The following is a 15,822-nucleotide window of genomic DNA, read 5'->3' as shown; positions in this document are numbered from 1 at the left end:
ACAACGCGTACGCAAGGATACCGCGATCAGGCCGGTACGGCTTCTGCGTTGCCCAAGGCCGGCGCCGGCAGTTCGCGGGGCAGCTCGGCGGTCGGGTGGCTCATGCGGCCGTTGACCTGGGCGCCGGCGGCCATTTCCAGCGTCTGGTAGTGAACGTCGCCGACCACGCGTGCTTCCGCCGCCAGTTCCAGGCGTTCGGTGGCGTGAATGTCGCCGCGCACCTGGCCGTTGATGATGGCGTGGGGGACGCGGATCTCGCCCTGCACATGGCCGCTCTCGCTGAGCGTGAACACGGCCCCAGCTTCCTCGGCGAGCACCGATCCCACGATCTGACCATCCAGGTGCAGTGCGCCGCTGAAGCGCACGTGGCCCTCGATGAGGGTGCCGCGGGCAATCAGGCTGGTGTCATGGCTGTGGCTGTTGGGCGCGCGCTCGCTGCGCTTACGGTTGAGCATCTTGTTCCCCTTGGGACGGTGTGAGATGGCCGGACAGCGCCTCACCCCAGGCGACCGTGCGGGTTACCGGGTCGTCCCCGGCGGGCTGGGCCTTGACGATCAGGCGGGTGGGCCGGAAGTCGGCGGGCAGCACGATGGTGCCCTGCAATTGTTGAAAGTATTTGAAGCGGAACGGCATGCCGTCGTGCTGGGCGGAGTCGCCCAGCGATGCCCACTCCAACTGCACCACTTTCTCGCCGCGCAGGCCTTCGACGCTCACCGTGGCATTGCCGGTCACGTCGTCGCCGCGCTTGGCGTTCTGGGTCAGGCTGAGGGTGAGGTTCCAGGCGCGCGAGTTGTCCACCGGTTGCAGGCGTACTTCCTGCACCTTGAGCCCCTCGCGTTGGGCATCGCCGCCGGTCAGGCGGGAGTAGAAGCCCAGATCGGCGCGCAGGCCGCTGATTTCCTCTTCGCGCTCGGACAGCGTCTTGCGCAGCGAGCGGGTGGCGATGTCGGTGACCTGGCCGGCGCGCTGCAGGTTCGTCACCTGCTGCTGGAGCTCGTCGTTCTGGCGGGTCAGTGCCTTGAGCTGGCGTTCGCCATTGGCGGCCGGCGCGGTATGGCGGGTGATCCCGCCGACCACCAGGCCGACCAGCACCAGGCTGACCAGCCACGCCGCGCCCAGCCACAACGCGCGCCGCCGCCCGACGGATGCGTCGTGCGGACGTACCACGAAGCGCGGTGGTGGACGTGAAGCCATGCTTGGCTATCCCGGGGAAAAGCCAAGGTATAGCCCCGCTGTGTAGAAAGCGTCAAGGAACGGCGGCACGCTTTAGGCCGCCGTCCGGGGGTGCCGAATGGCCGATCAGCTGTCGATCTTGGACTGCAGGTAGCGCTCGGCGCTGAGGTCCTTGATGAGGCTGAACTGGGTTTCCAGCCAGTCGATATGTTCTTCCTCGTCATGCAGGATGTTCTTGAACAGGTCGCGGCTGACGAAGTCGGCAATGCTTTCGCTATGGACGATGGCTTCGCGCAAATCCTTCACCGCGGCCATTTCCAGGTCCAGGTCGCCCTGCAGGCATTCCACCGGGTTTTCGCCGATGCGCAGCTTGCCCAGGTGCTGCAGGTTCGGCAGACCGTCGAGGAAAAGAATGCGCTCGACCAGGTTGTCGGCGTGCTTCATTTCCTCGATCGATTCCTTCCTCTCGTGCTCGGCCAGCTCGTCGTAGCCCCAGTCCTTGTACATGCGGTAGTGCAGCCAATACTGGTTGATCGCGGTCAGCTCGTTGTAGAGGACCTTGTTGAGGAATTCGATGACTTTGGCGTCGCCCTTCATGGGAAGTCTCCTTCAGCGCAGGGAGCGACTATACGGCGAGTTTTTCAGCCATGTCGGAACGAGAATGACTAAGAGTTGCGCATGCAAAAACGCGCGGCCGAGGCCGCGCGTTTCGGGGGAATCCTGAGTTTCGCCGGGTCAGGCGATGGCAACGACCGGCAACGTCGAGAGGACGTGCTGCACCGCCTTGTCGAGCGTGGCGCGCGCTTCCTGTTCGCAGCAGCCGCAGCAATCCGAACAGCCGGTGCGAGCCTGCAGCTCGGCGAACTGGTGGACGCCCTCGCTGGCGGCCCGGCGGATGTCGCCGTCCGTGACGGCGTTGCACATGCAGATATACATGGCACATATGGGAACGCAAATGCGAATGATTGTCAACTCAGTGCGCAGGCCCGAGCGGGCCGGGTGATTCAGGTGGCGTCAGGGTTGGTGAAGGACGCCAGCGGGCGAAATACGGCTCTGATGTCGACTAAGCAGCGGAGCCGATGTCGGCGATAATCCGGCGCTTGTCAGGCCGTGGCCGCGCCCTTGCGCGGGGTGTCGCCTGTGCCAGGGCCCTCGCGGTGCGGCAGATCGCCCAGCTGCACGCTCAGCAACGCCTCCACCAGCGGCGCGAAATGGCGCAGGGCGCGCTCGTAGACCTGCCGCTTGAAGTTGACCACGTGGGCGGCCGGGTACCAGAAGTCCACCCAGCGCCAGTGGTCGAATTCCGGCTTCTCGCAGGCATCCAGCCGGAGCGCTTCCTCGCTACCCACCAGGCGCAGCAGGAACCACACCTGTTTCTGGCCGATGCAGGTCGGGTGCTGGTGGTGGCGTACATAACGGCTGGGCAGGCGGTAGCGCAGCCAGCCACGGGTCACCCCGATCACTTCCACATGGTGGGCGGCCAGGCCGGTTTCCTCTTCCAGCTCGCGGTACATCGCTTCCAGCGGTGTCTCGTCGCTGCGCATGCCGCCCTGGGGGAACTGCCAGCCATCACGATTGACGCGGCGCGCCCAGAACAGGCGGCCGTCTGCATTGAGCAGAACGATGCCTACATTCGGACGATAGCCATCGACATCGATCATGTTGCCTCCTGAAGCCGGGTGGGTACGGCGGACAACGAAGAACCACCGCGGCTCGTGGTCGATTCAAGCACAGCGCAGGAAGGCGGGGCAACCGGGGGCCTTGAACCGAAGGGCGGCGCCCACTAAACTGCCGGGCCCTGCCTGATCGACATCACGTCGACGCACCTGGCAGGCGGCACCCAAGGCTATGTAGCTCAGCCGGTTAGAGCACAGCACTCATAATGCTGGGGTCGGTGGTTCGAGTCCACCCATAGCCACCATGTGTCTCCAGGTCTCTGGGACACTTCCAAGCTTCCCGTCTGTTTTTTGCCTCAATGGCACGCGAATGCTGCGTGGCGTCCGTACCCGATCGCTGCCCGCATACGGGCCGTCTGCGTCCTCGCTCATGTCGTTGAAGTGGCGGCAGCCACCGCAGACGCATCGTGGGTAGTGAAGTGGCTACTCCCCAGCGCGGATAGACGGTCTCTGGACCCGTTGTTAGTTTCAACGCGTGGACGCCCGTCCACCTCTTCGGCTGCCGGTGTTCGAGCCATCGTTTGATTTTGAAAGGACGGATGCGGATCGACAAGTTCGCTGGAAGCCTGCGGAGCACCATGGATATCGAGGTCGGACCCACCGACCGGACACTGCGTCGCGATGACGTGTCATCGAGCGTGTTCCCGCAACGCCGCTTGCATGGCGCGGGATCCATCGCCAGCCCGATGCCGCTCGGCGGCAGTTCCACCACGTAGTCGTTGGCGTCATTCCATGATGTTACCCAGAGCCAATTTTCACCTGTCCATGCTGACCAAGCGCGAGCAGGAAATCCTGCGCCTGATCGCCTGTGGCATGAGCTCGCTCACCATTGCCACGGCGCTGGGCATTTCCATCCACACCGTACGGCAGCATCGCACCAACATGCGCAGGAAGATGGACATGCGCCATCCCGGCGCGCTGGTCCGTTACGCGATTCTCCATCTGGGCGAGCGGCGCGCGGATGATCCGCAGGCTTGCCGCCACGACCTGCTCAGTTCGCGCGAGCGGGAAATCTGCCAGCTGGTGGGTCAGGGACTTTCGAACGACGACATCGCCACGCGCCTGCGTATCAGCCCGCTCACGGTGCGTAAGCATCGGCAGAACGCCATGCGCAAGTTCGGCGCGCAGAGCACGGCCGACTTCATTCGGCGCGTGGCCGACGCGTTCGTCGACTGACCAGGGCGCGCGCGCTCCATCAGCTGATCGCTTCTGTTCCATGTGCATGCGCACCACGTCGTGCGATGCGTTCGCGTCTGCGCCCAGATGCAACGCCGGATCCACTCTTGTGCGCCGCTTCCATCCGCCGACGCACGCGATGTGACGCCGCGCCCGGCGACTCATCCCCCTTTTTGCGTACGACGAATTCTTACTCGCAAGAAGTGATAGACGCAAAGTTTTGCGCATTGATAGCGTGGATAGCACGGACGTATAGACGTCTGTACGTTGGCTGATGCGTATCCGTGGGGGAGCGTCATCTCTTGATTTTGTCGCGGCATCACCGTTCCCGGTGAGGCCGCGTCACAAGCGTTCGAAGCGGAACTTGCGCCGGAGACATCCTGGGGTCTCCGGCGCAAGCCTCCGTGCCGGCGCGCGCCAACGTCAACCTCGATATTCGCTCGCGTGCCGGTGCTTGCTGCCGGCTGCGCCGATCTGCACTGGGAGTTCGCTTGGTGAAAACGATCGACATGCATGCCTCGACTCATTCGCAGCACATCGCCAGGCAACGAAGCCTGCCGCGAATGGCCGCTCTCTCCATCGCGCTGGCTTCGGCCTGGGGCTCTGCCCACGCCGCCGACAACGCGTCGAGTGTTGCCGGGGTGAAGCCCGCTTCGCTGATGCAACCGGCGAGCGTCCTCAACGCGGACCCTTACTTCAAGTCCGACGGCAACAACGACGGTTCCGACGACGCAGTTGCCAGCGGCACGAACGCGATGGCGGCCGGCGCCTATGCCTATGTTGCTGGCGACTACAGCACCGGCATCGGCGCGTACAACCAGGTCGTTGGCAGCTACGGCACCGCGCTGGGCTCGTTCAGCGCGGTCTACGGGACGGGCGGCGTGGCGCTGGGTTCGCTGGCGGTGGTCAATGCCGATTACGGCACGGCGATCGGTTACGGCAGTTTCGCAGGTGGCTTGTCGTCGATTGCGATTGGCGGTTACGGACAGATTCCCGATCCCACCGGCTCCACACTGATCGATGCGCTGGCCAGCGCGGCCAGCGGCAGCGCTTCCATCGCCATCGGCACGGGCGCGAATGCGTCGGAAGATTTCAACGTGGCGCTGGGCGCGGGCGCATCCGCTACGGGTCCGCAGTCGGTGGCCATTGGCTTGCAGGCGCAAGCGGCGGGTCCGACGGCGGTTTCCATCGGTGGCTTTTCCACAGCGGCCGGCCTCTATTCCACCGCCGTGGGCTATCAGGCCTATGCGCCTGATGAGCGCACTTCTGCGTTCGGTGTCGCGGCGCAAGCTTATGGCCAGTCGAGCACCGCATTGGGGCAGGTGGCTACTGCGGGTTACGCAGGTATCGACTGGGGCTTCGCGACGGCGGTCGGTTCGAATGCGCAAGCCGGCGCGAACTTCGCCACGGCACTGGGCGCCAACAGTTACGCGCTCGGCGACTACGCCGTGGCGCTGGGCACGGGTTCCTACGCCAACAGCGCGTACTCGATTGCCTCGGGCGCGTATGCGCAGGCCAACGGTGCGGGCAGCATCGCCTTGGGCACCGGCGCGCAAGCGGGCGGCATTCGACCGCCGACACCGGGCGACGGCGATGGTGGCGGCGACGGCGGCGATCCGTGCTGGATCTGCTCCGTAAACGGCGGCGTGCACAGCATGGGCGGCATCGAGAATGCCGACTATGCGGTGGCCCTCGGCAACTACGCGCAGGCCTTCGGCACCGGCGGATTGGCGTTGGGTAGCTACGCCCAGGTGACCGGCAACAACAGCGTGGCGCTCGGTGCGGGTTCCGTTGCCGATCGCGACAACGTGGTCTCGGTGGGCGCAACGGCGCCATGGATGAACTACAACGATGGCTCGAACCACGAGGCCTTCGATCGCCAGATCATCAATGTGGCCGCGGGCACGGAAGACACCGATGCGGTGAACGTCGGCCAGCTCAATCAGGCGATCGCCGGCGTCGTCGGTTCCGGCGGCAATGGCAGCGATCTGGCCGCTGCACTGGGCGGTGGCGCATCGTTCGCCAACGGCAGCTGGAGCGGGCCGAACTATCGGATCCAGAACGGCGCATACAGCAATGTGGGTGATGCGTTGCAGGCGCTGGACCAGTCGCTTACCGGCGCGTGGCAAAACATAAGCCAGCTGCAGCAGACCGTCGATGGATGGAACAGTGGCGGCGGCGCGCCCATGGGTTCGGGCAACGGCCTGGCGGTGGGCGACAAGAGCATCGCCACCGATGGTCGCGATACCGCGATTGGCACGAACGCCACCGTGGGTGCGGACGGCAGCACGGCGGTGGGCAGCAACGCCACCATCAGCGCGAGTGCGACCAATGCCGTGGCAGTCGGTGCTGACAGCAACGTCACTACCGCATCGGGCACGGCGCTTGGACAGGCGGCCTCGGTCACCGCGCAGAACAGCGTGGCGCTCGGTGCGAACTCGGTGGCGAATGAAGCGAACACGGTCTCCGTGGGCAGCGCCAGCAACCAGCGTCGCGTCACCAATGTCGCTGCGGGTGTGAACCCCACCGACGCAGCGAACGTCAGCCAGGTGGACGAGGCACTGCAGACGGCCAAGACCTATGCGGATGCCGGCGACCAGCGGACGCTGTCCGCCGCCAATGCCTATACCGACAGCAAGCTCGGCAACAGCGTGAGCCGCTCGGACTTCGACAGCTTCCGCAACCAGGTCAACGACCAGTTCAGCAACGTCAACCGTCGCCTCGATCGCGTCGGCGCGATGGGCACGGCGATGGCGCAGATGACGGCGAGCACCTCGGGTCTTGCCGGTGAAAACCGCCTCGGCGCCGGTGTGGGCACGTATGGCGGGCAGTCGGCGATCTCGGTCGGCTATCAGCGCGGCTTCGCCGGCAATCGCGCCAGCGTGTCGGTGGGCGCGGCGACGTCGGGCTCGGAAACCACGGTCGGCATCGGCGGCGGTTTCAGCTGGTGACGCGCAGGGCGAGGTCATCGCCTCGCCCTTTCTTCTTGCAAAGTTTTCTCGGGGAAACACCATGCATGCTTTGAATCTGTTTCGCTTGACCGTGCTCGCCGCCGCGATGGGGCTGGGCGCTGCACACGCCACCGATTTTTCCACGTCGGCTGTCACCAGCAAGATCAGCGTGAGCGGCCTGAAGGACGCGGGTAGCTACGATCGCTTCATCGTCACTTATCGCGATGGCACCACCCAGCGCACCAGCGCATCGATGGCAACGCAGGCCGTAACGGCCGCCGTCTCGCGCGCCAGCCTGCGCAACAGCGCCAGCACCAACCTGCCGCTGGCCGTCAGCTGGAAGCGCAAGCTCGCCGGTGGTTCCGACGTCATGAAGACGGGCCGCAAGCTGAGCCGCGCCGAAGCCACCACCTTGATGCAGCAGATTGCCGCCGATCCTGCCGTCGTGCACGTGCAGCCGGACCTGATGATGAAGCCCATCGGCAACATCAAGGCCTCGCTGCAAGCCGGCAGGACGCTGGTGAAGGCGGCCGATGCGGCCACGCCGGACGATCCGTACCTGTCGGCCTATCAATGGGATTTCATCGATCCCGTCGGTGGCGTGCGACTGCCCGAGTTGTGGAACGACTTCCCGGGTGTGGACGGTCACGGCATCACGGTCGCCGTGATCGACACCGGCATCACCGCGCACAAGGACCTGGATACCTCGCTGGCGGATCAGGGCTACGACTTCATCAGCGATGCCTTCGTGTCCGGACGCGCCACCGACGATCGCGTGCCGGGCGGCTGGGATCTCGGCGATTGGACCAACGCTGATCCGTATGAGGCCTGCACCGACAATCCCGAAGCCAGCAGCTGGCATGGCACCAACGTGGCCGGCGTGATCGGCGAGCTCAGCAACAACGGGCTGGGCATGGCCGGCATGGCGCCAGGCGTGCACGTGATTCCGGTGCGCGCGCTCGGCCATTGCGGCGGCTATACCTCCGACATCGCCGATGCGGTGGTGTGGGCCTCGGGTGGCCATGTTGACGGCATTGCCGACAATCCGAATCCGGCCAAAGTGATCAATATGAGCCTGGGCGGTGCTGGCGCGTGCAGCGACGACCCGGTGACCACCGCGGCCATCGCGAGCGCGATCGGCCGAGGCACCACGATCGTTGTTGCCGCCGGCAATTCGACCGACGACAGCGCCAACTACACGCCGGCAAGTTGCCCCGGTGTGATCACCGTGGCGGCGACCGGTGCCAATGCGAAACGCGCGTACTACTCCAACTACGGTGCCGGCGTGACACTGGCGGCACCCGGTGGCGGCGTGTTCGTCAACGGTGCGATCGGCGGGGCGCAGGACTACCCGAACGGTTTCGTCTGGGCTGCTTACAACTCAGGTACCACCACACCTGTGCTGCCGGCCAACGGCGGCTCGATCTATGCGGGCATGGCCGGCACTTCGCAGGCGACGCCGCACGTCACCGCCACGGTGGCCTTGATGCAGGGCGCCTACGCCGATGCCAACGCGGGCGCGTCGCTGTCGCCTGCGCAGATCAAGAGCCTGTTGGTGTCCTCGGTGCGGCCGTTCTACGTCACGCCGGATGCGCCGATCGGTCCAGGCATCCTCGATACGCATGCAGCCGTAGCGCTCGCTCTCGGCGAAACGCTGCCCGACTACCTGCAGCTCGCGCCAGGCCAGACGCTGACCGGTCAACAAGTGGCTGCGGGCGGTTCATTGCTTTATGCGATCACGCTGCCGGTGGGCGCGAAGAACCTGTCGATCCGCCTGCTGGGAGGCACCGGCGACGCCAGTCTGTTCGTCAAGGCGGGCCAGATGCCGGCTGCCGGCGGTTCGGATGCCGATTACGCCTCGCAACGTCCCGGCAACGCGGAAGTGGTGGTGGTGCCGACGCCACAGGCCGCCACGTACTACATCCGCCTGCAGGCGGTGAAGGACGTGGCCAGCGTCTCGGTGCTGGCCACCTATACCTCACCCTAAGCACCCGACCCTCGCCGCTGCCTGGCGGCGAGGGATTTTTGCGGACCTGACGCGCCGCCACCCGGAACCGCCGATACCGCCGCCCGACCCCTCGGGCATCGCTGCGGGATGGCGTGGGTCGACTTTCCGGGTGTTTTTTTACGCGTGACGATACGCACGCTGGAATTCCCGGCAGGCGGGCCTGCAAGGGCGACGCGCTAGAATGCGCGGATGCATATCTTCAAAGAATTCCATATCGAAGCGGCCCACCGCCTTCCGAGCGTGCCGCCGGGCCACAAGTGCGCGCGCCTGCACGGTCATTCGTTCCGCATCGAGATCCATGTGGAGGGAGAGCCCGACCCTACCCTGGGCTGGGTGATGGACTTCGCCGACGTCAAGACGGCCTTCGCGCCGCTGTTCGATCAGCTGGATCACCATTACCTCAACGATATCGAGGGTTTGGAGAATCCCACCAGCGAGATGCTGTCGCGCTGGATCTTCCAGCGCCTGGCGCCGTCGTTGCCGGGACTGGACAAAGTGGTCGTGCATGAAACGTGCACCTCCGGAGCAAGTTGTAGCCGTGACAGTTTTTGACGCGTCGCAATAAGTCATCGTGCTCGCGTAATCGCTTGGTAATCTTGAATTTTTGATGACATGCGATTCCGTTCAGCGAAAATATATTGCATTGCACAAAACGACTTGGTAAGGTACGTCTCACTACCCCCATCCCGTCGAGGGACCAAGTCATGACGCAGCAACTGAATTCCCAGGTTTTTGCCTACGCCAAGCAGCTGGCCGACAGCGCTTTCAAGGCACAGTCCGTGGCTTTCAAGGGCCTGGAGCAGGTCGCCGAACTGCAGATCCGCGCACTGGAAAAGCAGTCCGAAGCTGCGGCCGATTTCTTCAGCGGCGCCCTCGAAACCCGCGATATCGATGGTTTTCGCGTGCTGTGGGAAAAGGCGGCAGCCGCCGGTCGTGAAAACGCCGAGCGCGCCGTCTCCGTGACCCAGGAAATCATCGCCGTGACGCAGAAGACCGCCGAGTCGCTCAGCGCGCTCGTGCAGGAACAGCAGCTTGCTGCCAATGACGCCGTGGCCGCTCCGGTCGCTGCCGTCAAGAAGGCCGCTGCTGCCGCTTCGAGCAAGTAATCAAGTAAGACCGCTTATCGGCGCAGCGTTTCTTCCCCCCAGTTGCGTCAAAGGGCCGGACGGTTGTCCGGCCCTTTTTCTATGCGCAATTTCTCGCGACTCCGTCGTTTTATGTGAACGGATCGGCCTCTGGACAAGATGTCGCGCCGGGCGCGACTTGTCGCTGTAAATGCCTCGCTGATATACTTTTTGGGATTGGACCGTGGCCCGCAGCTGGTTCGGTGCCGCCTTGAGCGAAGCCGCGCGGGAACATCACGTGATCAACAGTCTTGCTTCCGGTCGTCGTCTGGCACTGCGCATTATTTTGCTGCAGCTGGCCGTGGCGGTGGCCGTCGGTCTCACCTTCCTGATGCAGGGGCCCCGCGAAGCGCTGGCGGCCACTGCAGGCGCCGCCCTGGTGGCGCTGGGTTCCGCGCTGCTGGCGTGGCGCTCCTTCAAGGGATTGGGTGGCGGAGGCACGGCCATGTGGCACGTGTTGTCAGGTTTGATCCTGAAGTGGATCGTGATCTTCGGAGGGCTGATCGCGATCCTGGGTCAATGGAAATTACCGCCACTAGCTGCCATCACGGGGCTGGTGGCTGCTTACGCAATAAATCTGCTGGCGTTCAGATTCAAGGGCTAACACATGGCAAGCGAGCCGCAGGGCGGACTAACTGAGTACATCCAGCATCACCTTCACCACTACACGGTGAGTCTGGGTGACGGCGACTTCATGAAGATCCACGTCGACTCGCTCGTCGTGTCCTTCGTGCTGGGTGCCCTGTTCTGCCTGTGGTTCTGGCTGAAGGCCCGCAAGGCGACCTCGGGCGTGCCGTCCAAGGGCCAGGCCTTCGTCGAGATCATCGTGGAGTTCGTCGACACCCAGGTGAAGGACACCTTCCACGGCGACCGCCGCACGGTGACTCCGCTGGCGCTGTCGATCTTCATGTGGGTCGTGTTCCTGAACACGATGGACTTGTTGCCGCTGGATGCGCCCGGCTGGGGCGTGAAGGCCGTCGCTGGCGCCGAAGTCGCGCATCACACCTTCTTCCGCTGGGTGCCCACCGCCGACATCAACACCACCATGGGCCTGGCCCTGGCCGTGTTCTTCATCGTGCTGGCGCACGGCATGAAGGCCAAGGGCGTGGGCGGTTTCGGCTGGGAGCTGATCACGGCGCCGTTCCATGCGGACAACGTGATCGTCAAGATCATCCTGATGCCGTTCAACCTCGCACTCAACGTGATCGAATACCTGTCTAAGCCGGTGTCGCTCGCCATGCGACTGTTCGGCAACATGTACGGCGGTGAGTTGGTCTTCATGCTGATCGCGGGCCTGTTCGCGGGCTGGATCAGCTTCCTGCCAGGCGTGCTGTTCAACTCGGTGTGGGCGATCTTCCACATCCTGATCATCCTGCTGCAGGCGTTCATCTTCATGATGCTGACGATCGTGTACATCGCGACCGCGCGTGAGCATCACTAAGTTTCGCTTCGTTTCAAGTTTCGCTTCATCTTGCTTGTTCTAACCAACCCGTTATCGATTCACAGGAGAACACCATGGAACTCATCGCACACGTGCAGGGCCTGACCGCCATTGCCATCGGCATCATCATCGGCCTCGGCGCTCTGGGCGCTTGCTTGGGTATCGCCATCATGGGTTCCAAGTTCCTCGAGTCCGCTGCCCGTCAGCCGGAGCTGGTGCCGCTGCTGCAGGGCCGCATGTTCCTGCTCGCCGGCCTGATCGACGCTGCGTTCATCATCGGCCTGGCCGTGGCACTGCTGTTCGCCTTCTCGAATCCGCTGATCAGCGCCCTGCCGCACTAAGCCTTCGTTAGGCCGCGAGGCCGATCGGAGCGGGTTATGTGGCGCCGCGGCGGATTTAACGCCGCGGCTTCACGTCAACTTCAACGTGTTCGGGAGTATTTGGAAAGCTCATGGATATCAATCTGACTTTCCTGGGCCAGATGGTTTCTTTCGCCATCCTGGTCTGGTTCACCACCAAGTTCATCTGGCCGCAGCTCAATCACGCGATTGAGGAGCGCCAGAAGAAGGTTGCCGATGGTCTGGCCGCCGCCGAAAAGGCGCGCGCCGAACTGAAGGACGCCGACGCCAAGGTGGCCGTCGAAATCAAGCAGGCTCGTGCGCAGGCCAACGAGATCATCGAGCGCGCCCAGAGCCAGGCCAACCAGATCGTGGACAAGGCTCGCGCCGAAGCCGTGACCGAGGCCACGCGCCTGAAGGCCGCCGCTGCCGAGGAAATCGTCAGCATGCAGCAGCGTGCGCGCGAAGAACTGCGTGGCTGGGTCGGCCGTCTGGCGGTCCAGGGCGCGGAGAAAATCGTGCAGCGCGAAGTCGATGCCAGCGCCCACAAGGCGATGCTCGACCAGCTCGTGGCCGAGATCTAAGTCATGACGCAGGCAATCACCCTCGCCCGTCCGTACGCGCGTGCTGCCTTCGAGCTGGCCCATGGGGCCGGCTCGCTCGGCGCATGGTCGCAGGCGCTGGCCTTTGCCGCGGAAGTGGCGAAGGACCCGCGCGTGGCCGGTTTCGGCAACGATCCGCGCGTGACGGCGGACCAGCTGGTCGCGTTGCACCTGCCGCAGGGCATGGCTGCCGACGCGCCGTTTGCCCGTTTCCTGGGTGAGCTGGCCGAGCACCGTCGCATGGCGCTGCTGCCGGAAATCGCCGCGCTGTTCGAGCAGTACAAGCGCGAATCCGAGTCGCAGCTGTTGGTGAAGGTGACCAGTGCGTTCGCGCTGGATGCCGCCCAGGCTGACCAGCTGAAGGCATCGCTCAAGCGTCGCTTCAAGCGCGAGATCGAACTGGAAACCCAGGTCGATGCCTCGCTGCTCGGCGGCGTGGTGATCGATACCGGCAGCGAAGTGATCGACGGTTCGGCCCGCGGTCGTCTGGCGCGCATGACCCGCGCGCTGACGGCTTAAGTTTCACGCGACTTCGTGTCGCGAACAGCAAGACCGGCCATCCATGGCCGGACAATGAATTTAAAGCGAAGTCCGTTTCGCGAAGTGTCACGCCAGCATCGGCGGGCTCTTCAAAAAAGACTCAAATCTCAGGATATCGACCCATGTCCAGCTCCACCTTGAACCCGTCCGAGATCAGCGAACTGATCAAGACCCGCATCGAGCAGTTCAAGCTCGGCGCGGAAGCACGTAACGAAGGCACCATCATCAGCGTGTCCGACGGCATCGTGCGCATCCACGGCCTGGCCGACGTGATGCAGGGCGAAATGATCGAACTGCCGGGCAACTCCTATGCGCTGGCGCTGAACCTCGAGCGTGACTCGGTAGGCGCCGTGGTGCTGGGCGAATACCAGCACCTGCGCGAAGGCGACACCGCCAAGACCACCGGCCGCATCCTCGAAGTGCCGACCGGTCCGGAGCTGCTGGGTCGCGTGGTCGATTCGCTGGGCAACCCGATCGACGGCAAGGGCCCGCTGAACGCCAAGACCAGCTCGGCCATCGAAAAGGTCGCGCCGGGCGTGATCTGGCGCAAGTCGGTCGACCAGCCGGTGCAGACCGGCTACAAGTCCGTCGACTCGATGATCCCGATCGGCCGTGGCCAGCGCGAGCTGATCATCGGCGACCGCCAGACCGGCAAGACCGCGCTGGCCATCGACGCGATCATCAACCAGAAAGACTCCGGCATTAAGTGCATCTACGTGGCCATCGGCCAGAAGCGTTCGTCGATCGCCAACGTGGTGCGCAAGCTCGAAGAGAACGGCGCGCTGGCCAACACCATCGTGGTGGTGGCTTCCGCTTCCGAGTCGGCCGCGCTGCAGTACATCGCGCCGTATTCGGGTTGCGCCATGGGCGAGTACTTCCGCGACCGCGGCGAAGACGCGCTGATCATCTATGACGATCTGTCCAAGCAGGCCGTGGCCTACCGCCAGATCTCGCTGCTGCTCAAGCGCCCGCCGGGCCGCGAAGCCTACCCGGGCGACGTGTTCTATTTGCACTCGCGCCTGCTCGAGCGTGCGGCTCGCGTCTCCGAGGAGTACGTCGAGAAGTTCACCAATGGCGAAGTGAAGGGCAAGACCGGTTCGCTGACCGCGCTGCCGATCATCGAAACGCAGGCCGGTGACGTGTCCGCGTTCGTGCCGACCAACGTGATCTCGATCACCGACGGCCAGATCTTCCTGGAAACCGACCTGTTCAACGCCGGCATCCGCCCGGCCGTGAACGCCGGTATTTCGGTGTCGCGCGTCGGTGGCGCTGCCCAGACCAAGATCGTCAAGAAGTTGTCCGGCGGCGTGAAGCTGGCCCTGGCGCAGTTCCGCGAGCTGGCTGCGTTCGCGCAGTTCGCCTCGGACCTGGATCCGGCCACCCGCGCCCAGCTGGACCGCGGCCAGCGTGTGACCGAGCTGATGAAGCAGGCGCAGTACTCGCCGCTCTCGATCGCCGAACTCGCGCTGTCGGTGTACGCCGCCGAGAAGGGCTACCTCGACGACCTGCCGGTCAACAAGGTGCTGCCGTTCGAGAAGGGCCTGCACGCCTTCATGCACCAGAACCACGGCGAGCTGATGAAGAAGATCGTCGCCACCGGTGACTGGAACAACGACATCGAAGCCACCTTCAAGTCCTCGCTCGACGAGTACAAGAAGACGGGAAGTTGGTGAAGCAGTAAATGGTAAGTGGTGAATGGTAAATGGTGAGAGCACGAGCGCGTTGCGCTTCGACTCCTACCACTGAGCTTGCGCAGCAAGCGCTCCATTCACCATTTACAGCGCCAACGGCGCGACTTAACAAGCGAGCACAGCGAGCGACAAAGAATGGCCAGCGGACGCGAAATCAAAACCAAGATCAAGAGCACGCAGAACATGCGCAAGGTGACGCGCGCGCTCGAGATGGTCTCGGCCTCGAAGATCCGCAAGGCGCAGGATCTGATGAAGGCGTCGCGTCCCTATGCGCGTGCCATGCGCAAGGTGATCGCGCACGTGGCCCAGGCCAGCACCGATTTCAGCCATCCGTTCCTGCTGGAGCGCGAGAAGGTGCAGCGCGTCGGTTTTCTCGTCGTCAGCACCGACCGCGGTCTGTGCGGCGGCTTGAACTCGAACCTGTTCCGTCGCCTGCTGCCGATCATTCGCGAGTGGCAGGACAAGGGCGCGGAGATCGACGTCGTTGCCGTCGGCCAGAAGGCCACGCAGTTCTTCCGTCGCATCAAGGGCGTGAACCTGATCGGCAGCGTCACCCATCTCGGTGAGAAGCCGAAGGTGGAAAGTCTGGTCGGCGTGATCAAGGTCATGCTCGATGCCTACACCGAAGGCAAGCTCGATCGCGTGTTCCTCGCCCACAACGATTTCATCAACACCATGACGCAGAAGCCGGCGGTCCACGCGCTGCTTCCGCTGCCGGTGGTGGCACAGGAAATGGTCAGCGGCGAAGGCAAGCCGAACTCGCCGGATTTCCCGGTGGCCGGCCTCAAGCTCGAGCAGAAGCACGACTGGGATTACATCTACGAACCCGATGCCGCCACCGTGCTCGAGCATGTGCTGGGTCGTTACATCGAGTCGGTGGTGTACCAGGGCGTGCTGGAAAACCTTGCCAGCGAGCATGCCGCGCGCATGGTCGCGATGAAGAGCGCATCGGACAACGCCAACAAGGTGATCGGCGAACTGACGCTGATCTACAACAAGGCGCGCCAGGCGGCGATTACGCAGGAAATTTCCGAGATTGTTGGTGGCGCAGCGGCTGTGTGATTGATAGAGCGGTAAGTGGTTAAGAGTGAATGGTGAATAG

18 protein-coding genes and 1 tRNA gene are annotated in these 15,822 nt (G+C 64.0%); 14 read left to right on the top strand and 5 right to left on the bottom strand.

Going from position 1 to position 15,822, the window contains the following annotated elements; translation table 11 throughout:
- Positions 1–26: 26 nt before the first annotated feature.
- From ACN9MB_RS21650 to ACN9MB_RS21630, 5 genes are all read right to left on the bottom strand, one after another.
- Positions 27–455 (bottom strand): bactofilin family protein, encoded by a 429-nt coding sequence (locus ACN9MB_RS21650; protein WP_204634697.1) that lies wholly within the window; start codon positions 453–455, stop codon positions 27–29.
- Positions 442–1,194, bottom strand: a complete 753-nt coding sequence (locus ACN9MB_RS21645; RefSeq protein WP_204634696.1) for a DUF6776 family protein — start codon at positions 1,192–1,194, stop codon at positions 442–444. The genes ACN9MB_RS21650 and ACN9MB_RS21645 overlap by 14 nt, the downstream gene beginning before the upstream one ends.
- A 105-nt stretch (positions 1,195–1,299) precedes the next feature.
- Entirely contained in the window at positions 1,300–1,770 is a 471-nt protein-coding gene (gene bfr / locus ACN9MB_RS21640; RefSeq protein WP_204634695.1) for a bacterioferritin, read from the bottom strand.
- A 138-nt stretch (positions 1,771–1,908) separates the two neighbouring features.
- Entirely contained in the window at positions 1,909–2,109 is a 201-nt protein-coding gene (locus ACN9MB_RS21635; protein WP_426270267.1) for a (2Fe-2S)-binding protein, read from the bottom strand.
- A gap of 167 nt (positions 2,110–2,276) precedes the next feature.
- The gene (locus tag ACN9MB_RS21630; protein ID WP_426270266.1) at positions 2,277–2,834 is read right to left on the bottom strand and encodes an RNA pyrophosphohydrolase; all 558 of its coding nucleotides are present in this window, start codon (positions 2,832–2,834) and stop codon (positions 2,277–2,279) included.
- Between the two features lie 183 nt (positions 2,835–3,017).
- On the opposite strand from ACN9MB_RS21630, the gene ACN9MB_RS21625 reads away from it, so the two are divergent.
- From ACN9MB_RS21625 to atpG, 14 genes are all read left to right on the top strand, one after another.
- A tRNA-Met gene (locus ACN9MB_RS21625) sits at positions 3,018–3,094 on the top strand.
- Between the two features lie 333 nt (positions 3,095–3,427).
- Entirely contained in the window at positions 3,428–3,565 is a 138-nt protein-coding gene (locus ACN9MB_RS21620) for a hypothetical protein (RefSeq protein WP_426270265.1), read from the top strand.
- 16 nt (positions 3,566–3,581) lie between these two features.
- A complete protein-coding gene (locus ACN9MB_RS21615; protein WP_426270264.1) occupies positions 3,582–4,025 on the top strand; it encodes a helix-turn-helix domain-containing protein in 444 nt (147 codons plus the stop codon).
- Between the two features lie 563 nt (positions 4,026–4,588).
- Positions 4,589–6,976, top strand: coding sequence for a YadA family autotransporter adhesin (locus ACN9MB_RS21610; protein ID WP_426270263.1), 2,388 nt, complete (start codon positions 4,589–4,591; stop codon positions 6,974–6,976).
- Positions 6,977–7,037: 61 nt separating this feature from the next.
- The gene (locus ACN9MB_RS21605) at positions 7,038–8,963 is read left to right on the top strand and encodes a S8 family serine peptidase (RefSeq protein ID WP_426270262.1); all 1,926 of its coding nucleotides are present in this window, start codon (positions 7,038–7,040) and stop codon (positions 8,961–8,963) included.
- Positions 8,964–9,173: 210 nt separating this feature from the next.
- The gene (queD, locus tag ACN9MB_RS21600; protein WP_426270261.1) at positions 9,174–9,536 is read left to right on the top strand and encodes a 6-carboxytetrahydropterin synthase QueD; all 363 of its coding nucleotides are present in this window, start codon (positions 9,174–9,176) and stop codon (positions 9,534–9,536) included.
- Positions 9,537–9,688: 152 nt separating this feature from the next.
- On the top strand, positions 9,689–10,090 hold the full coding sequence (locus tag ACN9MB_RS21595; protein WP_204634675.1) for a phasin family protein: 402 nt from the start codon (positions 9,689–9,691) through the stop codon (positions 10,088–10,090).
- A 202-nt stretch (positions 10,091–10,292) separates the two neighbouring features.
- Positions 10,293–10,712, top strand: a complete 420-nt coding sequence (locus ACN9MB_RS21590) for a hypothetical protein (RefSeq protein WP_338030959.1) — start codon at positions 10,293–10,295, stop codon at positions 10,710–10,712.
- Positions 10,713–10,715: 3 nt separating this feature from the next.
- Entirely contained in the window at positions 10,716–11,549 is an 834-nt protein-coding gene (gene atpB, locus ACN9MB_RS21585; protein WP_426270260.1) for a F0F1 ATP synthase subunit A, read from the top strand.
- Positions 11,550–11,623: 74 nt separating this feature from the next.
- The gene (atpE, locus tag ACN9MB_RS21580) at positions 11,624–11,890 is read left to right on the top strand and encodes a F0F1 ATP synthase subunit C (RefSeq protein WP_204634673.1); all 267 of its coding nucleotides are present in this window, start codon (positions 11,624–11,626) and stop codon (positions 11,888–11,890) included.
- Between the two features lie 110 nt (positions 11,891–12,000).
- A complete protein-coding gene (locus tag ACN9MB_RS21575; protein WP_204634672.1) occupies positions 12,001–12,471 on the top strand; it encodes a F0F1 ATP synthase subunit B in 471 nt (156 codons plus the stop codon).
- A gap of 3 nt (positions 12,472–12,474) precedes the next feature.
- Positions 12,475–13,008, top strand: coding sequence for a F0F1 ATP synthase subunit delta (locus ACN9MB_RS21570; protein WP_204634671.1), 534 nt, complete (start codon positions 12,475–12,477; stop codon positions 13,006–13,008).
- A gap of 143 nt (positions 13,009–13,151) precedes the next feature.
- Entirely contained in the window at positions 13,152–14,702 is a 1,551-nt protein-coding gene (atpA, locus tag ACN9MB_RS21565; RefSeq protein ID WP_046971227.1) for a F0F1 ATP synthase subunit alpha, read from the top strand.
- 153 nt (positions 14,703–14,855) lie between these two features.
- Positions 14,856–15,782, top strand: a complete 927-nt coding sequence (gene atpG / locus ACN9MB_RS21560; protein WP_426270258.1) for a F0F1 ATP synthase subunit gamma — start codon at positions 14,856–14,858, stop codon at positions 15,780–15,782.
- Positions 15,783–15,822: the final 40 nt, after the last annotated feature.

Origin of the sequence: Dyella kyungheensis (assembly GCF_049913195.1) — a bacterium.
Lineage (GTDB): Bacteria > Pseudomonadota > Gammaproteobacteria > Xanthomonadales > Rhodanobacteraceae > Dyella > Dyella kyungheensis.
Note: the sequence above shows the minus strand (reverse complement) of the source record. Positions and strands in the feature narration are given on the sequence as shown.